Source organism: Dactylosporangium sp. NPDC050588 (assembly GCF_040654975.1).
Lineage (GTDB): Bacteria > Actinomycetota > Actinomycetes > Mycobacteriales > Micromonosporaceae > Dactylosporangium > Dactylosporangium maewongense.
Map to the genome: position 1 here is coordinate 49,883 of NZ_JBFAJA010000065.1, position 18,295 is coordinate 68,177.

Annotated in this window: 11 protein-coding genes; 4 read left to right on the forward strand and 7 right to left on the reverse strand. The window is 72.5% G+C overall.

The window, feature by feature from the left end; genetic code table 11:
- Positions 1-189 precede the first annotated feature (189 nt).
- Positions 190-318, forward strand: a complete 129-nt coding sequence (locus AB0I21_RS37635; RefSeq protein WP_360568461.1) for a hypothetical protein — start codon at positions 190-192, stop codon at positions 316-318.
- Between the two features lie 1,144 nt (positions 319-1,462).
- On the opposite strand, the gene AB0I21_RS37640 is transcribed toward AB0I21_RS37635, so the two are convergent.
- From AB0I21_RS37640 to deoC, 5 genes are all read right to left on the reverse strand, one after another.
- The gene (locus AB0I21_RS37640; protein WP_360568463.1) at positions 1,463-5,071 is read right to left on the reverse strand and encodes a hypothetical protein; all 3,609 of its coding nucleotides are present in this window, start codon (positions 5,069-5,071) and stop codon (positions 1,463-1,465) included.
- 235 nt (positions 5,072-5,306) lie between these two features.
- A complete protein-coding gene (locus AB0I21_RS37645; protein WP_360568465.1) occupies positions 5,307-6,479 on the reverse strand; it encodes a DNA primase in 1,173 nt (390 codons plus the stop codon).
- 91 nt (positions 6,480-6,570) lie between these two features.
- A complete protein-coding gene (locus AB0I21_RS37650) occupies positions 6,571-7,446 on the reverse strand; it encodes an aldehyde dehydrogenase family protein (protein ID WP_360568467.1) in 876 nt (291 codons plus the stop codon).
- A complete protein-coding gene (locus tag AB0I21_RS37655; RefSeq protein ID WP_344503831.1) occupies positions 7,436-8,866 on the reverse strand; it encodes an aldehyde dehydrogenase family protein in 1,431 nt (476 codons plus the stop codon). Before AB0I21_RS37655 ends, AB0I21_RS37650 begins: the two co-directional genes overlap by 11 nt.
- Before the next feature lie 4 nt (positions 8,867-8,870).
- A complete protein-coding gene (gene deoC / locus AB0I21_RS37660; RefSeq protein WP_360568469.1) occupies positions 8,871-9,806 on the reverse strand; it encodes a deoxyribose-phosphate aldolase in 936 nt (311 codons plus the stop codon).
- A 24-nt stretch (positions 9,807-9,830) separates the two neighbouring features.
- Between deoC and upp the strand changes: the two genes are divergently transcribed.
- Positions 9,831-10,463: a uracil phosphoribosyltransferase gene (gene upp / locus AB0I21_RS37665; RefSeq protein ID WP_344503829.1), complete on the forward strand. Its 633-nt coding sequence runs from the start codon at positions 9,831-9,833 to the stop codon at positions 10,461-10,463.
- 90 nt (positions 10,464-10,553) lie between these two features.
- Positions 10,554-11,714: a glycosyl hydrolase gene (locus tag AB0I21_RS37670; protein WP_360568472.1), complete on the forward strand. Its 1,161-nt coding sequence runs from the start codon at positions 10,554-10,556 to the stop codon at positions 11,712-11,714.
- Here AB0I21_RS37670 and AB0I21_RS37675 read toward each other — a convergent pair.
- Both AB0I21_RS37675 and AB0I21_RS37680 read right to left on the reverse strand, forming a co-directional pair.
- Complete coding sequence (locus AB0I21_RS37675) at positions 11,709-13,307, reverse strand: phospho-sugar mutase (RefSeq protein WP_360568474.1); 1,599 nt, start codon at positions 13,305-13,307, stop codon at positions 11,709-11,711. The genes AB0I21_RS37670 and AB0I21_RS37675 overlap by 6 nt on opposite strands.
- 1,106 nt (positions 13,308-14,413) lie before the next feature.
- A complete protein-coding gene (locus tag AB0I21_RS37680) occupies positions 14,414-16,351 on the reverse strand; it encodes a serine/threonine-protein kinase (protein ID WP_360568476.1) in 1,938 nt (645 codons plus the stop codon).
- Between the two features lie 658 nt (positions 16,352-17,009).
- Between AB0I21_RS37680 and AB0I21_RS37685 the strand changes: the two genes are divergently transcribed.
- Entirely contained in the window at positions 17,010-18,293 is a 1,284-nt protein-coding gene (locus tag AB0I21_RS37685) for an amidohydrolase (protein WP_344503824.1), read from the forward strand.
- Positions 18,294-18,295 lie beyond the last annotated feature (2 nt).

An 18,295-nucleotide genomic window follows, 5' to 3' on the forward strand; every position in this document is an offset into this window, starting at 1 on the left:
GGGTGCGCGGCGGCGCGCTGTCCCGGCGGGATGGACAGCTCGCCGGTCTGGCGAGTGGTCTGGCGAGTGGTCTGGTGAGCGGGTCGCGTGGTGGCTCGGCGGGATGGACAGGTCGGCGGTCTGGTGGGCGAGTTGTGTGGTGGCCTGGGTCGTGTGGGTGGGTCTGTTGGTGCGCATGCGGTGGCCTAGGTGCTGGCGGTCGGGACGCGCGGCGGCACGGCGACCCGGCGGGGTGGGCAGCTCGGTGGTCTGGTGAGCGGTCTGGTGAGCGTGGTCGCGTGGCGGCTCGGCGGGATGGACAGGTCGGCGGTCTGGTGAGCAGGTTGTGTGGTGGCCTGGGTCGTGTGGGTGGGTCGCGCGGCGGCCTGGTGGGGTGGGCAGTTCGGCGGTTTGGGTGAGCTGTCTGGTGAGCGGGTCGTGCGGTGGCCTGGGCGTGGCGGGAAGGTCGCGCGGCGGTGCGGCAGCTGGGCGGGCGGGCAGCTCGGCGGTCTGGTGGGCGAGTTTGTGTGGTGCCTCTCGGCGGCGGCCGGTGGACGGGCGGCGCCATGGCATCGGTCCGCATCGCAGCCTGGACGGGACGTGCCGGATCGGTCGATGGCTGCGGTTCTTCCCGCGGCCCCGATTGCTGCGTCTCATGTGTGGCGAGTGGCAATCCTTCGGGCATCGGAGGGTGGATCGGGGCGTGGTGGCGGTCAGGTCCGTCCTTCGATGATGACGGCGGGGGTGCGCTTCGAGATGCCGAGCGCGCTGGCAGGGTTCGATGGGGCCTCCGGTGGAGTGAGGTGGAGTCATAGACGGGGCCGCTGGCGCAGGCTGGGCGGTGTGTTGGTGGCGGTGGAGGAGTTGCGGCGGGTCGGGTGGAGCTCACTGCCGGTGGCGACGACCCGGACCGTCGTCGGTGGTATCGCCGTGCCGTGGGCGGGGCCGGCCGGCGCGCCGGCGGGGACGTATCACGTGGAGTGGACGGTTGACGCTCCGCTCACCTGGCTCGGCGACCTCAGGCCGGCCGAAGTGCCAGCCGAAGTGCCAGCCGAAGTGCCAGCCGAAGTGCCAGCCGAAGTGCCGGCGGCGGCCCGGATCGGCGATGGGGACTGCGTCATCCTGCGGGGCTCCCTCCTTCGGACGGTTGACGGCGAATCAGTACTGGAGCTGGCGGGCATCCTCGTTGAGCTCGACGGCGCCCGCGCGCAGATTGCCCCTACGAGCTGTTACCGCCCGCGAGACGGTCCTGGCGTGCCCTGAGACGCCCGTGCGCCCCACAGGTCACACCGAGCCTCCCCAGCGGGGATTGAAGGCTCACAGTTCATCTGAGTCCCCCCAATTCTCCCGGCTGGCCACGGCACGGCGCCAGCGGCGGCCGGTGAAGTCGACGCTCGATCACCGGTGCGTCACGTACGGCGACGAAGCTGGGCAAAGCAAAGGGCCGCCCGAAAGACGGGCGGCCCTGATTGCCGGTAGAGGGTCAGCGGCGGGCTGAGCGGTACTCGAACTCGCGCTCCTGGTAGTCGCGGCTGGCCTCGCGTTCGCGGCTGAAGTCCCAGCCGCCTGCCGCCTCGCGGCCCGGGCGGCCGCCGACGGAGAAGCCGCCGACCTCCTGGCCCCGGCGCCACCCGCGGAAGTAGCCGGTGGTGTGCGCCGCGATCTGCGCCGCGTCGCGGACGATGCGGAGCGGGCGCTCGGGGGAGTTGACGGGGGCGCCGGGCACCAGGTTCTGCTGCGGCACGCGCCGCGGCAGGCCGGTGGACGTCTCGTCACCGAGCTTCGGCTGGCTGGCCTGCTCGGCGGCGCGCCAGGCGGAGTCGTTCTGGTTCTCCCAGCTGACCGCGGGGCGCTCGGCGGCGGCCTCCGACTCGCTGTCGGCGTCCCAGTCGGTGAACCACGCGGAGCGTGCCGCGGCGAATATCAACAGGTCACCGTCCGCCTCGTCGGACTTCGAGGTCGAGGCCGGAGCCGGACCCGAAGCCAGCGCGGATGCCTCGGCGGCCGCGGCGCGGCGGCTGCGGCCGGCACCGGTGCCGCTGCTGCGGGCCGTGGCCCGTTCGGCGGCGGCGGGCCGGTCCTCGACGAGGCGCAGCGCGGGCGGCTCGAAGCGGAACTCGCCGCTGTACTCCCCGCTGAGCTCGTCGGAGTAGCCGGTGAGTGCGGGGTCCGGCACGGGGGCCGGCTCGACCAGGCGCAGCCCGGCCGGCTCGGCCGGCAGGTCGCCGGTCTGCCACGGGGGCGGGACGCGACCCTCGCGCTGGCGGGGCAGCTCGACGGGGCGTTCGGCCCGGGAGCGCTCGCTGCGGGGGATCTCGGTGCGGGCCCGCTCGGACCGCGGGATCTCCGTCCGCGCCCGCTCCGAGCGGGGGATCTCCGTGCGGGAGGCGCGAGGCGTGGCGGCGGCGGCCTCTTCGGCCCGCGCCGACCTGCGGCCTTCCGTCCTTCCGGCGGTCGTTGCGTCGTCGGTACGACTGGCGCGCCGCCCACGCGTCTGCTCCGCCGCGGTCTCGGCCTCGACATCCGTGGAGGCCGACAGGTCGGAGCGGTTGAGCGGGTCCCGGTCGGAGCGGTTGCGGTCGGCCCTGTTGCGCTCGGACCGGCTCAGCTCCGAGCGGTTCAGCAGCTCGGAGTGCTCAGACCGCTCGGCGCGCGAGCCGCGCGAGGAGCGGCGGCCGAAGTCCTCCTCGGCCTCCAGCTCGGCCGGCGGCTTCGGGATGTCGCTCAGCCGCGGCAGGCTGCTCAGATCGGAGGAGAAGGACGACGCGGGCGGCGTGCTCTCCGTTGCGAACGCCGAGGTCGTCATGTTCAGCGGGTCACCGTCGAACGCGTCGCTGGTGTCCGGGCCGCCCAGCGGCCAGCCGCTCCGCGTGCCGGGCGCGGGCGTGCCGGGGTCCATCGTCGGCGGCTCGCCGAGCGCGCTGAGGTCGCTGAGCCGGATCGAGCCGCTGTCGCTCTCCTGAGCGGCCGCCACCGGCGGCGCGGAGGAGGGGCGGGTGAAGTCGAAGCCGGTGTCGGCCAGCAGCGGGGCGATGCCCGGCGGTGGCGTCGGCATGAGCGACGCGAACGTGGGCTGCTCGCTCGCGGCCGGCGGCGGGATCACCGGGGCCGGGGCGACCGGCGGCGGCGCGACCGGGGCGGGCGCGACGGGCAGGGGCGCGACCGGCACGGGCTGCGGCGGCGCCGGCTGCAGCGGGACCGGGATCGACTGCATCGACGCCGGGACCGGCTGCTGCTGATACGTCGGTGGGATCGGCGGCGCGGGCGCGTAGGTCGGCGTCGGCGGCTGGTAGGCGGCCGGCTGGTACGGCGGCGTCGGCGCCCCGGTGCCCGGGCTCTCGAACGCGCCCGGGAAGGTCGGCGTGTAGCCGGGCGGCGCGGCCGGCGGCTGGTAACCGGGCGGCGTCGACGTGACCCCGTACGCCGGAGGCGTCGAGGTGACCCCGTACGCGGGGGGCGTCGACGTGACCCCGGTCGACGGCGGCGCCGACGGGACCCCGTAGGCCGGCGGCGTCGAGGGCACGCCGTACGTGGGAGGAGTGGACGGCACACCGTACGCAGGCGGCGTCGACGTGACCCCCTGCGGCGCCGCGACGCTGAAGCCGGGCGGCGTGGAGACGACGGGCTGCCCGTAGGCCGGCGGGGCCGACGCGACCTGCTGCCCGAAGCCGGGCGGGGTCGACGTGACGGCGGGCGGCGCGGAGGGGACCTGCTGTCCGAAGCCGGGCGGCGTCGAGGTCACCGACGGCGGGGCCGACGGCACCGGCTGCCCGAACGACGCGGCCGCGGGCTGATACCCGGGGGCCGACGGCGGGGCGGAGGGCACGGACGCGGCCGGCGGCGCGGAGACGGCCGGCGGCTGAGCCTGCGCGGGTGCGGTCTGGGCGCGGCGGCGGCCGCCGGTCGCCTGTGCGGCGTTGGTGCGGCCGGTCGTCGCGGGCTGGGCACCGAACGCGGCCGGCGCGGCCTTGGCGGCGCTCGACTCGGCGGCGCGGGCGGCCTCGGCGGCCCGCGCGGCGACCCGGGTGCGGGTCGGCGCGGCGTCCTGGCCGACGGCGGCGACGGCGCCGTGCGAGCCGGCAGCGGCGGCGGCGGGCCCGGAGAGCGGCCCGGCGGGCGCGGCCGGCGTGCTGCGCAGCGGCACGACCGGGGTCAGCGGCGAGCCGGTGCGCTGGCGGCCCGGCAGGCGCGACGGGCTCATCTTGTCGGCGAGGACACCGACGAGCGAGGCGGCCGCGGCGTCGCAGGCGCGGACGGCGGCGACGGACTGGCGGATGGTCTCGGCGACCGCGGCGGTGAGCGCCCGGTTGACGCCGGTGCGGCGGGGGGTCTCGGCGATCGCGACCCGCAGCGCGGTGATGGCCTCGCCGAGCGTGTCGGCGTCGGCAACCCCGCTCGCGGCGAGATCGTTGGCGACCTGGGCGTCGCGGTTACGGCCGGCGGCGCCGCCGCCGAGGATGCCGGGCTCCGGCAGCGCGTCGAGGATCGCCAGCGGGATGGCCTCGGCGGGGTCCGGGTAGGCCCGCAGCGCGGCCGGGTACAGCTCGCGGAGCACCTCGCGCAGCGTCGCCGCGGCGCTCTGGCGGCCGGACACGACCGCGGCGTGCGCGGCGAGGACCGGCTTGAGCGGCAGCATGTCGCGCGGCGGGGACTGCCCGACGGCGGAGAGCACGCCGGCCTGCAGCGCGCGGGCGAGGCCCACGGCGCGGCGCTCGGCGGCGTTGGACTGGATCTCCTCCGGCGACTCGTCGTCGGCGAAGCGCTCGGCGTAGTCGTCGGCCGAGTCGTCGTCGGTGAAGGCGAGGTTGCGCCCTGCGGCGGTGAGCAGCTGGGTGACGACGTGGTCGTCGCTCTCGGCCGCGACCGCGACGGCGGACTGGCCGCCGGAGCGTTGCGCGAGCAGCGCGCTGAGCTCGGCGTAGCCGCCGGCGTCGTCGCTCACCTCGCAGATGTCGATGAGCCGGCCGGCGTCGTCGACGACCGCGACGGTCAACCAGATTTCGGAGCTTGACTGCGGCTCGGCGAGATCAGCCGACGCCAGACCGCAGTACACCCGAACGAGCGCCACCGCGTCGTCCTCCTCTCGGGACATCAGTTGAGCTTTCACCACGTCGGCGGGGACGTGTCCCGGCGCCCCGCCGTGTGTTACCGCAGGTCAAACTGAACGACCTCTACTAAACAGGTTGCGGGCGGGTGACGCGATCAGCCGTTTCGGTTGAATGCCGTTCTCGGCTGATCGTCGCGCACCGCCGCCACCCGTCCGGTCAAAGGCCGGGTCTCGCCCGCCGCGCCAAGATGCTCACGGCTTAGATCCTGTCGGTCACAAATCAATCACGCCAGTCCGTGGCGGCAGAAATCTTGCCAATAATCGTCCGCCAGCCGAGCGCTGCCTGTTGTGCCCCGATTTTCTTGAGCCGCCGCTTGGCGAAGAAGCCGCTGACGCCGCCGCCGGCCGCCGCACGCAGGGCTTCGTCGAGGTCGTCGAGCGGGGAGCCCGGGGAGAGGGCGGTGCGGACGGGCTCGAGCCGGAGCGAATACGCGAGGTCACGGGCGACCTCGCCGGCCGCGATCAGCAGGTCGCCGTCCCACGCGTCCTGGCCGCCACGGAGGTTCTCCACGACGAGGTCCAGCTCATAGCGGTCCTCGTCCTTCGGCACCACCGACGAGGCGGTGATCCGGGTCTGCAGGCTGTCCCAGGTGTCGAGCTGGCGCAGGTCGTGCTCCGCGTCGGACTTCACGAACTCGACGAGCCCCTCGACGCTGCGGAAGAGCAGCAGCTTGCCGCGGTGGCCGAGGAACGCGGGAACCTCCTCGGGCTCCTCCTCGTCCTCGTCGTCCTCTTCCTCGGAAGCCTCGTCGGCGATGACGTCGGCCTCGTCGGTCTCGTCGGCCTCGTCCTCATCTTCGTCCGAATCGTCGGACTTGGCCTTCGTGGGGGCGTCGTCCTCGTCGTCGGAGTCCGAGTCGTCCTTGGCCTTCTTCTTGGCGAGCGAGGCGGCCGGCGTGGGCTCCTCCTCGAACAGCTCCGCGTTCTCGTCGAGGATGATGACCTCGTCCTCGTCGACGTCCGCCTCGCGGCGGTGGAGGATCGCGAAGTCGTCCTCCTCCTCGTCCAGCTCGGTCGGCGTCAGCTCGGTCGAGAGCCGGTAGGCCCGCAGCGTGTAGCCCACGCCCTTCGGCAGCGCGATCTCGACGGGCTGGACGTTGACGTCCTCCCACATCGCGTCGGCCTGCGCGGAGCGCTCCCTGCCGCCCTCCTCCTCGTCGAAGTCGGCGTCGTCGGCGTCGTCGGACTCGTCGTCGGACAGCGCCTCGACCTCGTCGTCCTCGGTGGCCTCAATGGCCTCGACCGCGTCGACGTCGTCGATGACGTCGGCCGTCTCGGTCGTGTCCGAGATCTCAGGCTCGGTGACGGCGGGCGCCGGCGTGCTCTTCTTCGCTGCCGCTGGGCGCGACGACGCCGGACGTGATGAGGACGGACGGGAAGACTGGCGGGCCACTGTGACCTCCGTAGTCGGCTCGGCGTGCGGGCACACTGCTCACTGAGATGGCCTCGCGCACAAACACCCTAGTGTGCCCGGTTGGCGACGGTCAGACCCCCTTGGGGTGCCAGACCGTCTTGATCTCCAGGAGAGCCACCATGCGGGACACCCCCGGATCGGCCGTCCAGTCCGGGTCCGCAGGTCGGATCACCCGTTTCAGGTTTTCCGCCGCCGCGACTTCCAATTCCTTCGCGAGGGTGGCGTCCGTCACACCCGTGAGATCGACGGCGTTCACGTCCATGTGGGCCGCCAGCCACGGCGCGATCTCGGCGACCTTCCCGGTGAGCACGTTGACGACCCCGCCGGGCAGGTCCGAGGTGGCGAGGACCTCGGTGAGCGTGACCGCCGGCAGCGGCCGGTCGGTCGAGGCGATCACCACGACGGTGTTACCGGTCACGATCGCCGGCGCGATCACGCTGACCAGGCCCAGCAGCGACGACGCGGCGGGCGCGACGACGGCGACGACGCCGGTCGGCTCCGGCGCGGACAGGTTGAAGTACGGCCCGGCGACCGGGTTGGCGCCGCCGTGGACCTGCGCGAGCTTGTCCGACCAGCCCGCGTACCAGACCCAGCGGTCGATCGCGGCGTCCACCTGCGCGGCGGCCTCCTTGCGCGACCCGCCCTCGGCCGCCTTCACCTCGCTCACGAACTGGTCGTGGCGGCCTTCGAGCATCTCGGCGACCCGGTACAGGATCTGGCCGCGGTTGTAGGCGGTCGCGCCGGCCCACTTGCCGGCCGCCGCGCGGGCGGCCTTGACCGCGTCGCGGGCGTCCTTGCGGGAGCCGAGCGCGGCGTTGGCGAGGAAATCGCCGGAGGCGGAGTGCACCTGGTAGGACCTCCCGGACTCGCTGCGGGGGAACGCGCCGCCGATGTAGAGCTTGTACGTCTTGCGGACGGCGAGACGCGCCGGTGACTCAGTGCTCAAGGTAGGCCTCCAGCCCGTGACGGCCGCCCTCGCGGCCGTAGCCGGACTCCTTGTAGCCGCCGAAGGGTGACGTCGGGTCGAACTTGTTGAACGTGTTGGCCCACACCACGCCGGCCCGGAGCCGGTCCGCGACGTGCAGGATGCGCGACCCCTTCTCGGTCCACACCCCGGCGGACAGCCCGTATGGCGTGTTGTTGGCCTTCTCGACGGCCTCGTCCGGCGTACGGAACGTCAGCACCGACAGGACGGGACCGAAGATCTCCTCGCGGGCGATCCGGTGCGCCTGCGTGACGCCCGTGAAGATCGTCGGAGCGAACCAGAAGCCGCGGTCGGGCAGCTCACAGGGCGCCGACCACCGGGCGGCGCCCTCGTCCTCGCCGATCTGCGACAGCTGCCGGATCCGGGCCAGTTGCGCGGAGGAGTTGATCGCGCCGACGTCGGTGTTCTTGTCCAGCGGGTCGCCGACCCGCAGCTGGGCCATCCGCCGCTTCAGCGCGTCGAGGAACCCGTCGGCGATCGACTCCTGCAGCAGCAGCCGGGAGCCGGCGCAGCAGACGTGCCCCTGGTTGAAGAAGATGCCGTTGACGACGCCCTCGACCGCCTGGTCGACGGCCGCGTCGTCGAAGACGATGTTGGCGGCCTTGCCGCCGAGCTCCAGCGTGAGCCGCTTGCGGGTGCCGGCGACGGCCCGGGCGATGGCCCGGCCGACCTCGGTCGAGCCGGTGAACGCCACCTTGTCCACGCCGTCGTGCTCGACGAGCAGCCGCCCGGTGTCGCCGGCGCCGGTGACGATGTTGACCACACCCGGCGGCAGGTCCGCCTGCTGGCAGATCTCGGCGAAGAGCAGCGCCGTCAGCGGCGTCGTCTCGGCCGGCTTCAGCACCACCGTGTTGCCCGCGGCGAGCGCCGGCGCGATCTTCCACGCCAACATCAACAACGGAAAGTTCCACGGGATGACCTGAGCGGCGACGCCCAGCGGCCGCGGGTCGGGGCCGAACCCGGCGTAGGGCAGCTTGTCGGCCCAGCCGGCGTAGTAGAAGAAGTGGGCCGCGACGAGGGGGACGTCGACGTCGCGGGACTCCCGGATCGGCTTGCCGTTGTCGATCGACTCGAGCACGGCCAGCTCCCGGGCCCGCTCCTGGATGATCCGGGCGATGCGGAAGAGGTACTTGGCGCGCTCCCGCCCGGGCATCGGGCCCCAGACGGTGTCGAAGGCGTGGCGCGCGGCTCGTACCGCCGCATCGACATCCTCCGAGGAGGCGGTGGCGATGTCGGCCAGGGCCTCCTCGGTGGCCGGGTTGATCGACTTGAACGACTCGCCCCGCCCGTCGACGAAGGCGCCGTTGATGAACAGGCCGTAGGAGGACCGGATGTCGACGACCGAGCGTGACTCCGGCGCGGGTGCGTACTGAAAGTCCATCGCCCTAGTCCAAGGTGAAGTAGTCGGGGCCCGAGTAGTGGCCGGTGGCGAGCTTGGTGCGCTGCATGAGCAGGTCGTTGAGCAGCGTGGAGGCGCCGAAGCGGAACAGGTCGGGGTCCAGCCAGTCGGGGCCGGCGGTCTCGTTGACCATGACCAGGTACTTGATCGCGTCCTTGGCGGTGCGGATGCCGCCGGCGGGCTTCACGCCGATGGTCCGGCCGGTCGCGGCCCGGAAGTCGCGGACGGCCTCCAGCATGACCAGCGTCACCGGCATCGTCGCGGCCGGCTGGATCTTGCCGGTCGAGGTCTTGATGAAGTCGGCGCCGGCCAGCATCGCCAGCCAGGAGGCGCGCCGCACGTTGTCGAGCGTCGCCAGCTCACCGGTCTCCAGGATGACCTTGAGGTGCGCGTCGCCGCACGCCTCCTTGATCGCCACGATCTCGTCGTGGACCTCCGCGTAGCGCCCGGCGAGGAACGCGCCCCGCTTGATCACCATGTCGATCTCGTCGGCGCCGTCGGCGACCGCGGCGCGGGTGTCGGCGAGCTTCACCGGAAGCGGCGCCTGCCCCGACGGGAACGCGGTCGCGACGCTCGCCAGGTGCACCCCGCTGCCGCGCAGCGCCTCGGCGGCGACGGCGATCATCGACGGATACACGCAGATCGCGGCGGCGCTGGGGCACGTCGGGTCGGCCGGGTCGGGCCGGACCGCCTTCGCGCACAGCGCCCGGACCTTGCCGGGGGTGTCGGAGCCTTCGAGGGTGGTCAGGTCCACCATGCGGATCGCCAGGTCCAGCGCCTGCGCCTTCGCCGTCGTCTTGATCGACCGGGTGCCCAGCATGGCGGCGCGCTGTTCCGCGCCGACCTGGTCGACACCGGGCAAACCGTGCAGGAAGGTCCGCAGGGCGCCTTCTGAGCGCGCGACCTCGGCGGTGAGGGTCATGGCCTGAGTCTAAGCTCAGTCCCTGTGGACGTACTCGTGGTGGATCACCCCCTGGCCAAGTCGCGACTGACCGCGATGCGTGACGAACGGACCGACAACGGCCAGTTCCGTGCCGCGTTGCACGAGCTCACCACGATGCTGGTGTATGAGGCCGCCAGGTCGTTCGCCACCGAGCAGTTCCCGGTGCAGACCCCGGTCGCGGTGGCCGAGGGCACCCGCCTGGCCAACCCGCCGCTGCTGGTGCCGGTCCTGCGGGCCGGCCTCGGCATGGCCGACTCGGCCCTCGCCCTGCTGCCCGAGTCGTCGATGGGGTTCGTCGGGCTGGCCCGCGACGAGGAGACCTTCGAGCCGCGCGCCTACATGGAGTCGCTGCCCGGTGACCTCAAGGGGATCCCGGTGCTCGTCCTCGACCCGATGCTCGCCACCGGCGGCTCCCTGGAGCACTGCGTGCGGCTGCTCGTCGACCGGGGTGCGACCGACATCACCGTCCTGTGCGTCCTCGCCGCGCCCGCCGGCATCGAGCGGCTCGCCGACTCGGGGCTGCCGATCCGCCTCGTCACCGCCGCGATCGACGAGAAGCTCAACGAGCGGATGTACATCGTCCCGGGCCTCGGCGACGCGGGCGACCGGCAGTTCGGCGGCATGCCCCGTTTCTGAGGCGCGCCTTAAGTCTCGTCGCCGGATCGGGGGATTCCCGCTGGTCAGGCATTGCCCCAGGAGCTGAGCGTCGGCCTACGGTGACCGGCGATGAAGCACCGACGCTCGTTCCTGCGCACCCATCCAGTCCTCGCCGTCGCCGTCACGGTCGGGGTCCTCGTCGGCTCCGGCGCGCTCGCCGCCACGGCCACCAGGCGACCCGAGCCGCGGGCGGCAGCGGTACAGACGCCGCAAAACGCCGACAAGGCCGGCCTCGGCGCGGTGCCGCCCTCGCCGGGCACGCCGGCGCCTTCGAGCAAGCCGCCCGCGTCGAAGCCCGCCGAAGCCAACCGCTGCGCGCTCAGCGCCAAGCTGGTGCCCGGCTGCGGCCTGCTGTGGGGCGTCGCGCCCGGCGCCTTCACCGACCTGTCGTCGTCGAAGGCCCTCGCCAACTTCGAGCGCACCACCGGCCGCCCCGCCGACATCCTGCACTCCTACCACCGCGGCGACGAGGTCTGGCCGACCGCCGACGAGATCGCCGTCGTGCAGCAGTCACGCAAACGGATCCTCTTCGCCAACTGGAAGGTCGCCTGGGGCACCACCTGGGCCGACGTCGCCGCCGGCGGGCAGGACGCCCGCATCGACCGCGCCGCCGCCAGGCTGAAGGCGTTTCCGGGCAAGCTGTTCGTCGCCCTGCACCACGAGCCGGAGAACGACGTGCGCGCCGGTGGCGGCATGACCGCCCGCGACTACGCCGCCATGTTCCGGCACACCGTCCAGCGCCTGCGCGCCGCCGGCGTCACCAACGTCGTCTTCGTCATGGTCTACATGGCGTACGAGCCGTGGTGCGTGCAACCGTGGTTCGGTGACCTGTACCCGGGGGACGACGTCGTCGACTGGGTCGGCATGGACCCGTACCTCTTCGCCAAGCCCGGCGGCTACGGCCACGGCGACTTCGCCTACCTGGTCGACCGCACCTCCGACCCGGCGAGGTGGCCGGGCTTCTACACCTGGGTCACCCGCACCCACGGCAACAAGCCGCTCATGATCGCCGAGTGGGGTGTGTACGAACACGCCGCCGACCCCGCGCAGAAGGCCTGGATCTACTCGACGGTCCGCCAGCAGCTCGGATGGTTCCCCGCGATCAAGGCCCTCGTCTACTTCGACTCGCCGAACGCCCCCAAGGGCGACACGCGGCCGGACAGCTCCCAGGCGGCCCTGCAGGAGTTCCAGAAGCTGGCCTCGTCGACGGTCTTCTCGGTGACGCTATAGCCCGAGCGCGGCGGCGGTCTCGGTTCGCAGGGCGGCCAGTGACGCCTGGGCCGTCTCGCGGGCGGCCCTGATGTCGCCGCCCGTCACCGGGACGACCACCTCCAGGTACGCCTTGAGCTTCGGCTCCGTCCCCGACGGCCGCACCACCACCCGCGTCGTGCCGGCCCGCACGATCAGCACGTCGGCGTCCGGCAGCAGGTCCTCGACCGCATGGACCGGCTCGTCGAGCAATGCCGCCGGCGGCTTCAACCGGATCGTGGCCATCGCCGCCGCGATGTCGGCGAGGTCGTCGACGCGGACGCTCAGCTGGTCCGTCGCGTGGACGCCGTGCCGCAGCGCCAGCTCGTCGAGGCGGTCGCCGAGGTGCTTGAACTCGGACTTCAGCCCCGCGGCCAGCTCGCACACCAGCAGTGCGGCGGTGATCCCGTCCTTGTCGCGGACGTGGGTGGGCGCCACGCAGTACCCCAGCGCCTCCTCATACCCGTAGGCCAGGTCGTCGCCGGCCCTGACGATCCACTTGAAGCCGGTGAGCGTCTCGCCGTAGGGGAGCCCGTGCGCCTCGCACATGCGCGACAGCAGGCTGGAGCTGACGATCGTGGTCGCGTACCGGCCCTTGACGCCCCGGCGGATCAGGTGGTCGGCGAGCAGCACCCCCACCTCGTCGCCCCGCAGCAGCCGCCAGCCGTTTCCGTCCTTGTACGCCACGGCGCACCGGTCCGCGTCCGGGTCGTTCGCGATCGCGATGTCCGCGTCCACGTCGTCGGCGAGCGCCAGCAGCAGGTCGGTCGCGCCCGGCTCCTCCGGGTTGGGGAACGCCACGGTCGGGAAGTCGGGATCCGGCTCGGCCTGCTCCCGGACGATCGCGGGCGTCTGGTGGCCGGCCTCGACGACCGCCCTGACGAAGACGTCCTTCCCGACGCCGTGCATCGGCGTGTACGCCACGACGAGGTCCCTGGGCACCTCAGGGTCGACGGTCCGCAGCGCCCCGTCCACGTACGCGTCGACGATGTCATCACCCAGCGTCTCGCCAGGGTCGCCCAGCGGCACGTCCAGCAGCGGCCCGACGCCCCGGATCGCCCGCTCGATCTCCTTGTCCGCGGGCGGCACGATCTGCGACCCGTCGCCCAGGTACACCTTGTAGCCGTTGTCCTGCGGCGGGTTGTGGCTCGCGGTCACCATGACCCCGGCCGCCGCCTGCAGGTGCCGCACCGCGAACGCGAGCACCGGCGTCGGCAGCGGCCCCGGCAGCACCAGCGCCCGCCGCCCGGCACCCGTCGCCACCCTGGCGGTCTCCTCGGCGAACGCCTTCGAGCCGTGGCGGGCGTCGTACCCGACGACGAGCGGCCCCTCAGCCCCCGTTTCCGCCAGCCAGCGGACCAGCCCCGCCGCCGCCCCGCGGACCACGGCGAGGTTCATGCCGTTGGGCCCCGCCCGCAACGGCCCCCGCAGCCCCGCCGTCCCGAACGTCAACGGCCCCGCGAACCGCTCCCGCAGCTCGCGCTCGTCGTCGAGCACCGCCCGCAGCTCCTCCCGCCCCGCAGGATCGGGGTCGTCGGCCAGCCAGGCCTCCGCTTCGGCGCGCAGATCACTCATCCGTCGTTCTTAGCACGCGGTGGCTCCCACCCCACCGCTGTCGCGGCGGGTCCCGGCGGGGATTCTCACCCGCACCCCGATGCACCGCTCCGCGCCGCACCCCGATGCACCGCTCCGCGCCGCACCGCGACGCACCGCCCGCGCCGAGATGCATGGCAGACCAAGCGCCGCATCCGGCGGTCGCCCCTCGCCTTCATCGGCACTGCATCCGCCACCACCGTGATCCAAGGACAGCCCTGGCCGTGCGCGCAGCCGTTTCCGTCCTTCGATCATCCGTAGAAGGACGCCAGCCATGTGTGTGGGGGGGGTGTCCGGCTGAGCGAGACGACCACAACACTCCGCCACGGTCCAGCGCCGCAATGCCCGTCACCGTCGTGATCCAAAGACAGATCCGGCTGCAAGGGCGGCCACACCCGTCCTTGGATCACGGCACCGAGGATGCGCCGTTCATGGGTATGGGCGTGTTCGTACCGTTTCAACCGCTGTGTCCACTTAGCTGTGATCGAGGTCCGCATCGGGCCTGCCGGGTTTGCCGGCGCCGCCGTCGTGATCCAGTGACGGTTCTGGTCGTGCGGGTGGCCGTAATCGTCCTTGGATCATGGCAGCGAAGGGGCGGCGTCCGTGGCGATGGGAGTATTTGTGCGGGTTTAGCTGCTGTGTCCGATTGGTTGTGGTGGAGGTTCGCCTTGAGGGCTGCTGGGTTTGCTGGCGCGCCGTGGTGGTCCAAGGACGGTTCTGGTGGTGTGGACAGCCGGGTTCGGCCTTCGATCATGATGGCGGAGGTCGGTGGGCAGTGGACTTCGCGGGGGGTCTGTGGGAAGCGGGGCGGCGGGCCGGCGCGGGGTGTCGTAGAAGCGCGTGCGGCGTGCCCGGATCCCTGGAGAAGCGCGTGCGGCGTGCCCGGGGCCTTCGAGAAGCGTGTGCGGTGTGCCCGGGTCCTTGGAAAAAGTGCGCGTGGCAAGTGCGGGTTCCTGGGGCGCGCGTGGTCCGCGGGACAAGATCAGACGAAGCTCGCCTGGCCGGCGCCGGCAGGGGAAGGGCGGGCGAAGGGGGGAAACCGGACGGGCAGCCGCCTCCCGGAAAAGGGGAGGCGGCGCCCGCTTCGGTTACTGGCCGGTGGAGGAGCCGGGGGACGCGGCCGCCAGCTTGAAGGAGTGGACCATCTCGTCGAAGATGACCTTGCTCTCGGCGAACTTGGCCTCGGGCACGGTCACGAAGAAGTGGTAGCTCTTGCCGCCGAGGACGACGGCGTTCCACAGGGCGTGGCGTTGCTGGTCGCCGGAGCCGCAGGTGTACTCCAGGACCGCCGCGTCGTGGCCGTCGAGCTTGTTGTCGGTCATGTCGACGTGGTTGTACGGCGCGGCGCAGCTGGCCGGGGTGTTCTTCAGCCGGTTCTCCGCGCTCTGCAGGAAGGCGCGCGGCGTGTTGGACGCCTTCTCGATGTTGACGCGGATGCGGCGGTTGGGGTCGGCCGGGTCGGTGATGTCGAAGTAGGGCGCGGTCGCGGCGCCCAGCTCCTTCCGCGTCCAGCCCTTCGGGACGTTGACAGTGATGCCGCCGGGGTGGGAGAAGGCCTCGACGTCCAGCAGGGGCTTGGCCGGGCCGCTCGACGCGGTGGTCGGACCCTTGCCGGTCTGGTCGCCGGAGCCGCCGCCGGAGAAAAGCCCGGACATCGAGACCACCAGGATCAGGACGAGCACGACGCCCGCGGCGACGGTGATCTTCGCCCAGGTCGGTGCCTGGGTGACGATGCGCTTGAGGTCGGTGCCGGGCTGCTTGGGCGGCTCGGCGGGGGCCTGGGTCCAGTCGGTGGTGCCGAGCGGGCCGTCCTGGTAGGCCGCAAAGCGGCTGGCGTCGGTGCGCTCCAGCTCGGCCTCGTGCTGCGCGCCGCCCTGGGTGGGGGCGTCGCCGGAGTGCATGCGCCGCAGGGCGCCGCTGACCGTCTCGCCGGGAGCCATCATGGCCCGGCCGCCGATCTGGCCGGTCGGGGTGTGCTGCGGGGTCACGACCGTCGGCTGGTGCGTGGGCCGGACCACCGCATAGGGGTCGGTCATGTGGGCCGGCGCGTTGCTGGCCAGGGGGCCCGCGAGCAGGTCGCGCAGGACCGCGCGGGCGGTCTCCACGTTCCACCGGCGGGCGGGATCCTTCTCCAGCAGGCCATAGAGCACGCCGGCGAGCGGACCGGCGCGGACCGCCTGGGCCGGCGGCTCCTCGACGACCGCGCGCATCGTCTCGAAGGGGTCGCGCCGGTCGAACGGCGGGCGGCCCTCGACGGCCGTATACAGCGTCACGCCGAGGGAGAACAGGTCGCTCGGCGGGCCGAACTTGGCGCCGATCGCCCGCTCGGGGGAGATGAAGTGCGGCGAGCCGAGCACCATGCCGGGCGTGGTCAGCTCGCTGTCGGTGGGCATGCGGGCAACGCCGAAGTCGGTGAGCACGCAGCGGCCGTCGCCGGCGATGAGCACGTTGGCCGGCTTGACGTCGCGGTGCAGCACACCGGCGGCGTGGGCGACCTCGAGCGCGCCGAGCAGCGCGATGCCGATCTTGGCGACCGCACGGGCGGCGAGGGGGCCGTCCTCGACGATCATCTCGGCGAGGCTGCGGGCCTGGAGCAGCTCCATGACGATCCATGGGCGGCCGGCCTCGGTGACGACGTCATACACCTGGACGACGGCCGGGTGTGACAGCGCCGCCGCCGCGCGGGCCTCGCGCAGCGTCCGCTGGTACATCGAGTCGCGGTCGCTGGGTGCCATGTTGGGCGGCAGGATCACCTCTTTGACCGCCACGTCACGGCGCAGCACCGTGTCGCTGGCGCGCCAGACAGTGCCCATGCCGCCGTGACCGATGGCGGTGCGCAGCGCATAGCGCCCGCCGATCACCACGCCCGGGGCGGCGCGCTGCCCGGGCACGGGCATGCTCGTGGAGCCAGGCTCGCGGGGCTCCCGCTGCTCAGGGCCGCGCGCAGGATCACGCCCGGCTCCGGCGGAGGCCAGGGCGCCGGTGGGTGGCAGCGGCTCGCCGTGCCACGTCGGGAGCTGAGTCACAGGCAGTAAACCGTCGTCATGGAGGGGAGATGACTTTCTCGCTGTACGACCGCGGTCACCCCCTATCTTGCGTGCTGCTCGCCAGTTAAGAAAGGTGGGGTCCTCCCCTTCACCGGACCGTGACCTGAGAGCAACGTTCCGTGTTGATCATGTCGCGCTGCTGAAACGGTTGGGTTGAATCTTCGAATTCTGGGAACCCGAAGGGCACGGAGGAGCGTCTACGCAGGGGACAGAAACGCATCCGGAACATCGGGGGACTACGTTTCCCTGGACTTTCGGGTGCGCCTGCCGATCAGAGGGGTTGGACGGACGCGCGGTGCGGCGCCGGCCCCCTGGTTCATGCCACTCTGCGACGTCTTCCGTCACTGTGCGTTGATCTGCGGCGACGCTGGACGCGCCGCCGAAGCGAAAAGTTACTCGCGACACCACGTGACCGTGGCGCCTGTCACCCGTTGTAGGAGGTGAGGGGTTCTTGGCTGAAGCGGAACGCTCACTTCCGACGAGGCCAGCATCTTTACGCCTCCAGTTCCAATCAAGTGACGCTCAGCTATCTCAGCATCACGAGAATGATGTTGCGCTCCGTCACCTTGACCCAGTTAGTCTGTCCGTGGCACGCATGGGGCGGGCCGCTCCTTTAGACCGAAATAGAGAACTCACCGTGACGAGAGCGCTGACGCTGCCCGATCCAGCCGCCGCGGCGGCCCGGGTCAGCAAGTTGACGTCGTCCTGGCCCGAGACTCCACCCGGGGCCGATCCGTTGCCCGGTCAGCTCGACCGCTGGCTCACCTCCCGGGGTGCCGAGCTCGTAGCCGTCCGACGTCACATTCACGCGCATCCGGAGCTCTCCGGCCAGGAGTTCGAGACGGCGGCCCTCGTCGCCCGCGAGCTGACCCGCGCCGGTCTTTCGCCCCGCATGCTGCCCAAGGGCAACGGCGTCATGTGCGACATCGGCTACGGCGACCGGGTCATCGCGCTGCGCGCCGACCTCGACGCGCTGCCGCTGCCCGACACCAAGGACGTGCCCTACCGCTCCACCGTCGACAACGTCTGCCACGCCTGCGGCCACGACGTGCACACCACGATCCTGCTCGGCGTCGGCCTCGCCCTGGCGCAGCTCGCCGAGCGCGACGAGCTGCCCGGCCGCGTGCGGCTGCTCTTCCAGCCGGCCGAGGAGACCATGCCGGGCGGCGCGCCCGAGGTCATCGCCGCCGGCGGCCTGAAGGACGTCGCCGCGATCTACGCCCTGCACTGCGCGCCGCAGCTGCCGGTCGGGCTGGTCGGGGTCCGCTCCGGCCCGTTCACCGCCGCCGCCGACAAGATCGAGGTCCGGCTCACCGGCCGCGGCGGGCACACCGCCCGGCCGCACCTGACCGCCGACCTCGTCCACGCGCTCGGCCGGATCCTCGTCGACGTGCCGTCGCTGCTGGACCGCAAGCTCGACGCCCGCGCCGGGGTCTCCATGGTGTGGGGCGCCGTGCGGGCCGGCGAGGCGGCCAACGCGATCCCGATCGAGGGCGTCGCCCGCGGCACCATCCGCGTGCTCAGCCGCGACGCCTGGCGCGACGTGCCGGAGCTGGTCACCAAGCTCGTCCACGACGTCATCGCGCCCACCGGCGCCGACGTCGAGGTCAAGTACACCCGCGGGGTGCCGCCCGTCGTCAACGACCGGCTCGCCACCGCGGTCGTCGCCGGTGCCGCCGGCGCGGCCCTCGGCCCGGACCGGGTCGTCGAGGCCGAGATCAGCATGGGCGGCGAGGACTTCGCGTTCTACCTCGACGAGGTCCCCGGCTCGATGATCCGTCTCGGCGTCGGCGTGCCGGGGTCGGACCAGAAGTTCGACATCCACCAGTCGGCGTTCGACGTCGACGAGCGCTCGATCGGCTACGGCGTCCGCGTCATGGTCCACACCGCACTGGCCGCACTCGGCGCGGGAGCCTTCTAGAC

Excerpts from the sequence above, each read along its gene's own strand:
- AB0I21_RS37640 (WP_360568463.1), bottom strand. The coding sequence starts at position 5,071 with ATGTCCCGAGAGGAGGACGACGCGGTGGCGCTCGTTCGGGTGTACTGC.
- AB0I21_RS37655 (WP_344503831.1), bottom strand. The coding sequence starts at position 8,866 with ATGGACTTTCAGTACGCACCCGCGCCGGAGTCACGCTCGGTCGTCGAC.
- deoC (WP_360568469.1), bottom strand. The coding sequence starts at position 9,806 with ATGACCCTCACCGCCGAGGTCGCGCGCTCAGAAGGCGCCCTGCGGACC.
- AB0I21_RS37670 (WP_360568472.1), top strand. The coding sequence starts at position 10,554 with ATGAAGCACCGACGCTCGTTCCTGCGCACCCATCCAGTCCTCGCCGTC.
- AB0I21_RS37675 (WP_360568474.1), bottom strand. The coding sequence starts at position 13,307 with ATGAGTGATCTGCGCGCCGAAGCGGAGGCCTGGCTGGCCGACGACCCC.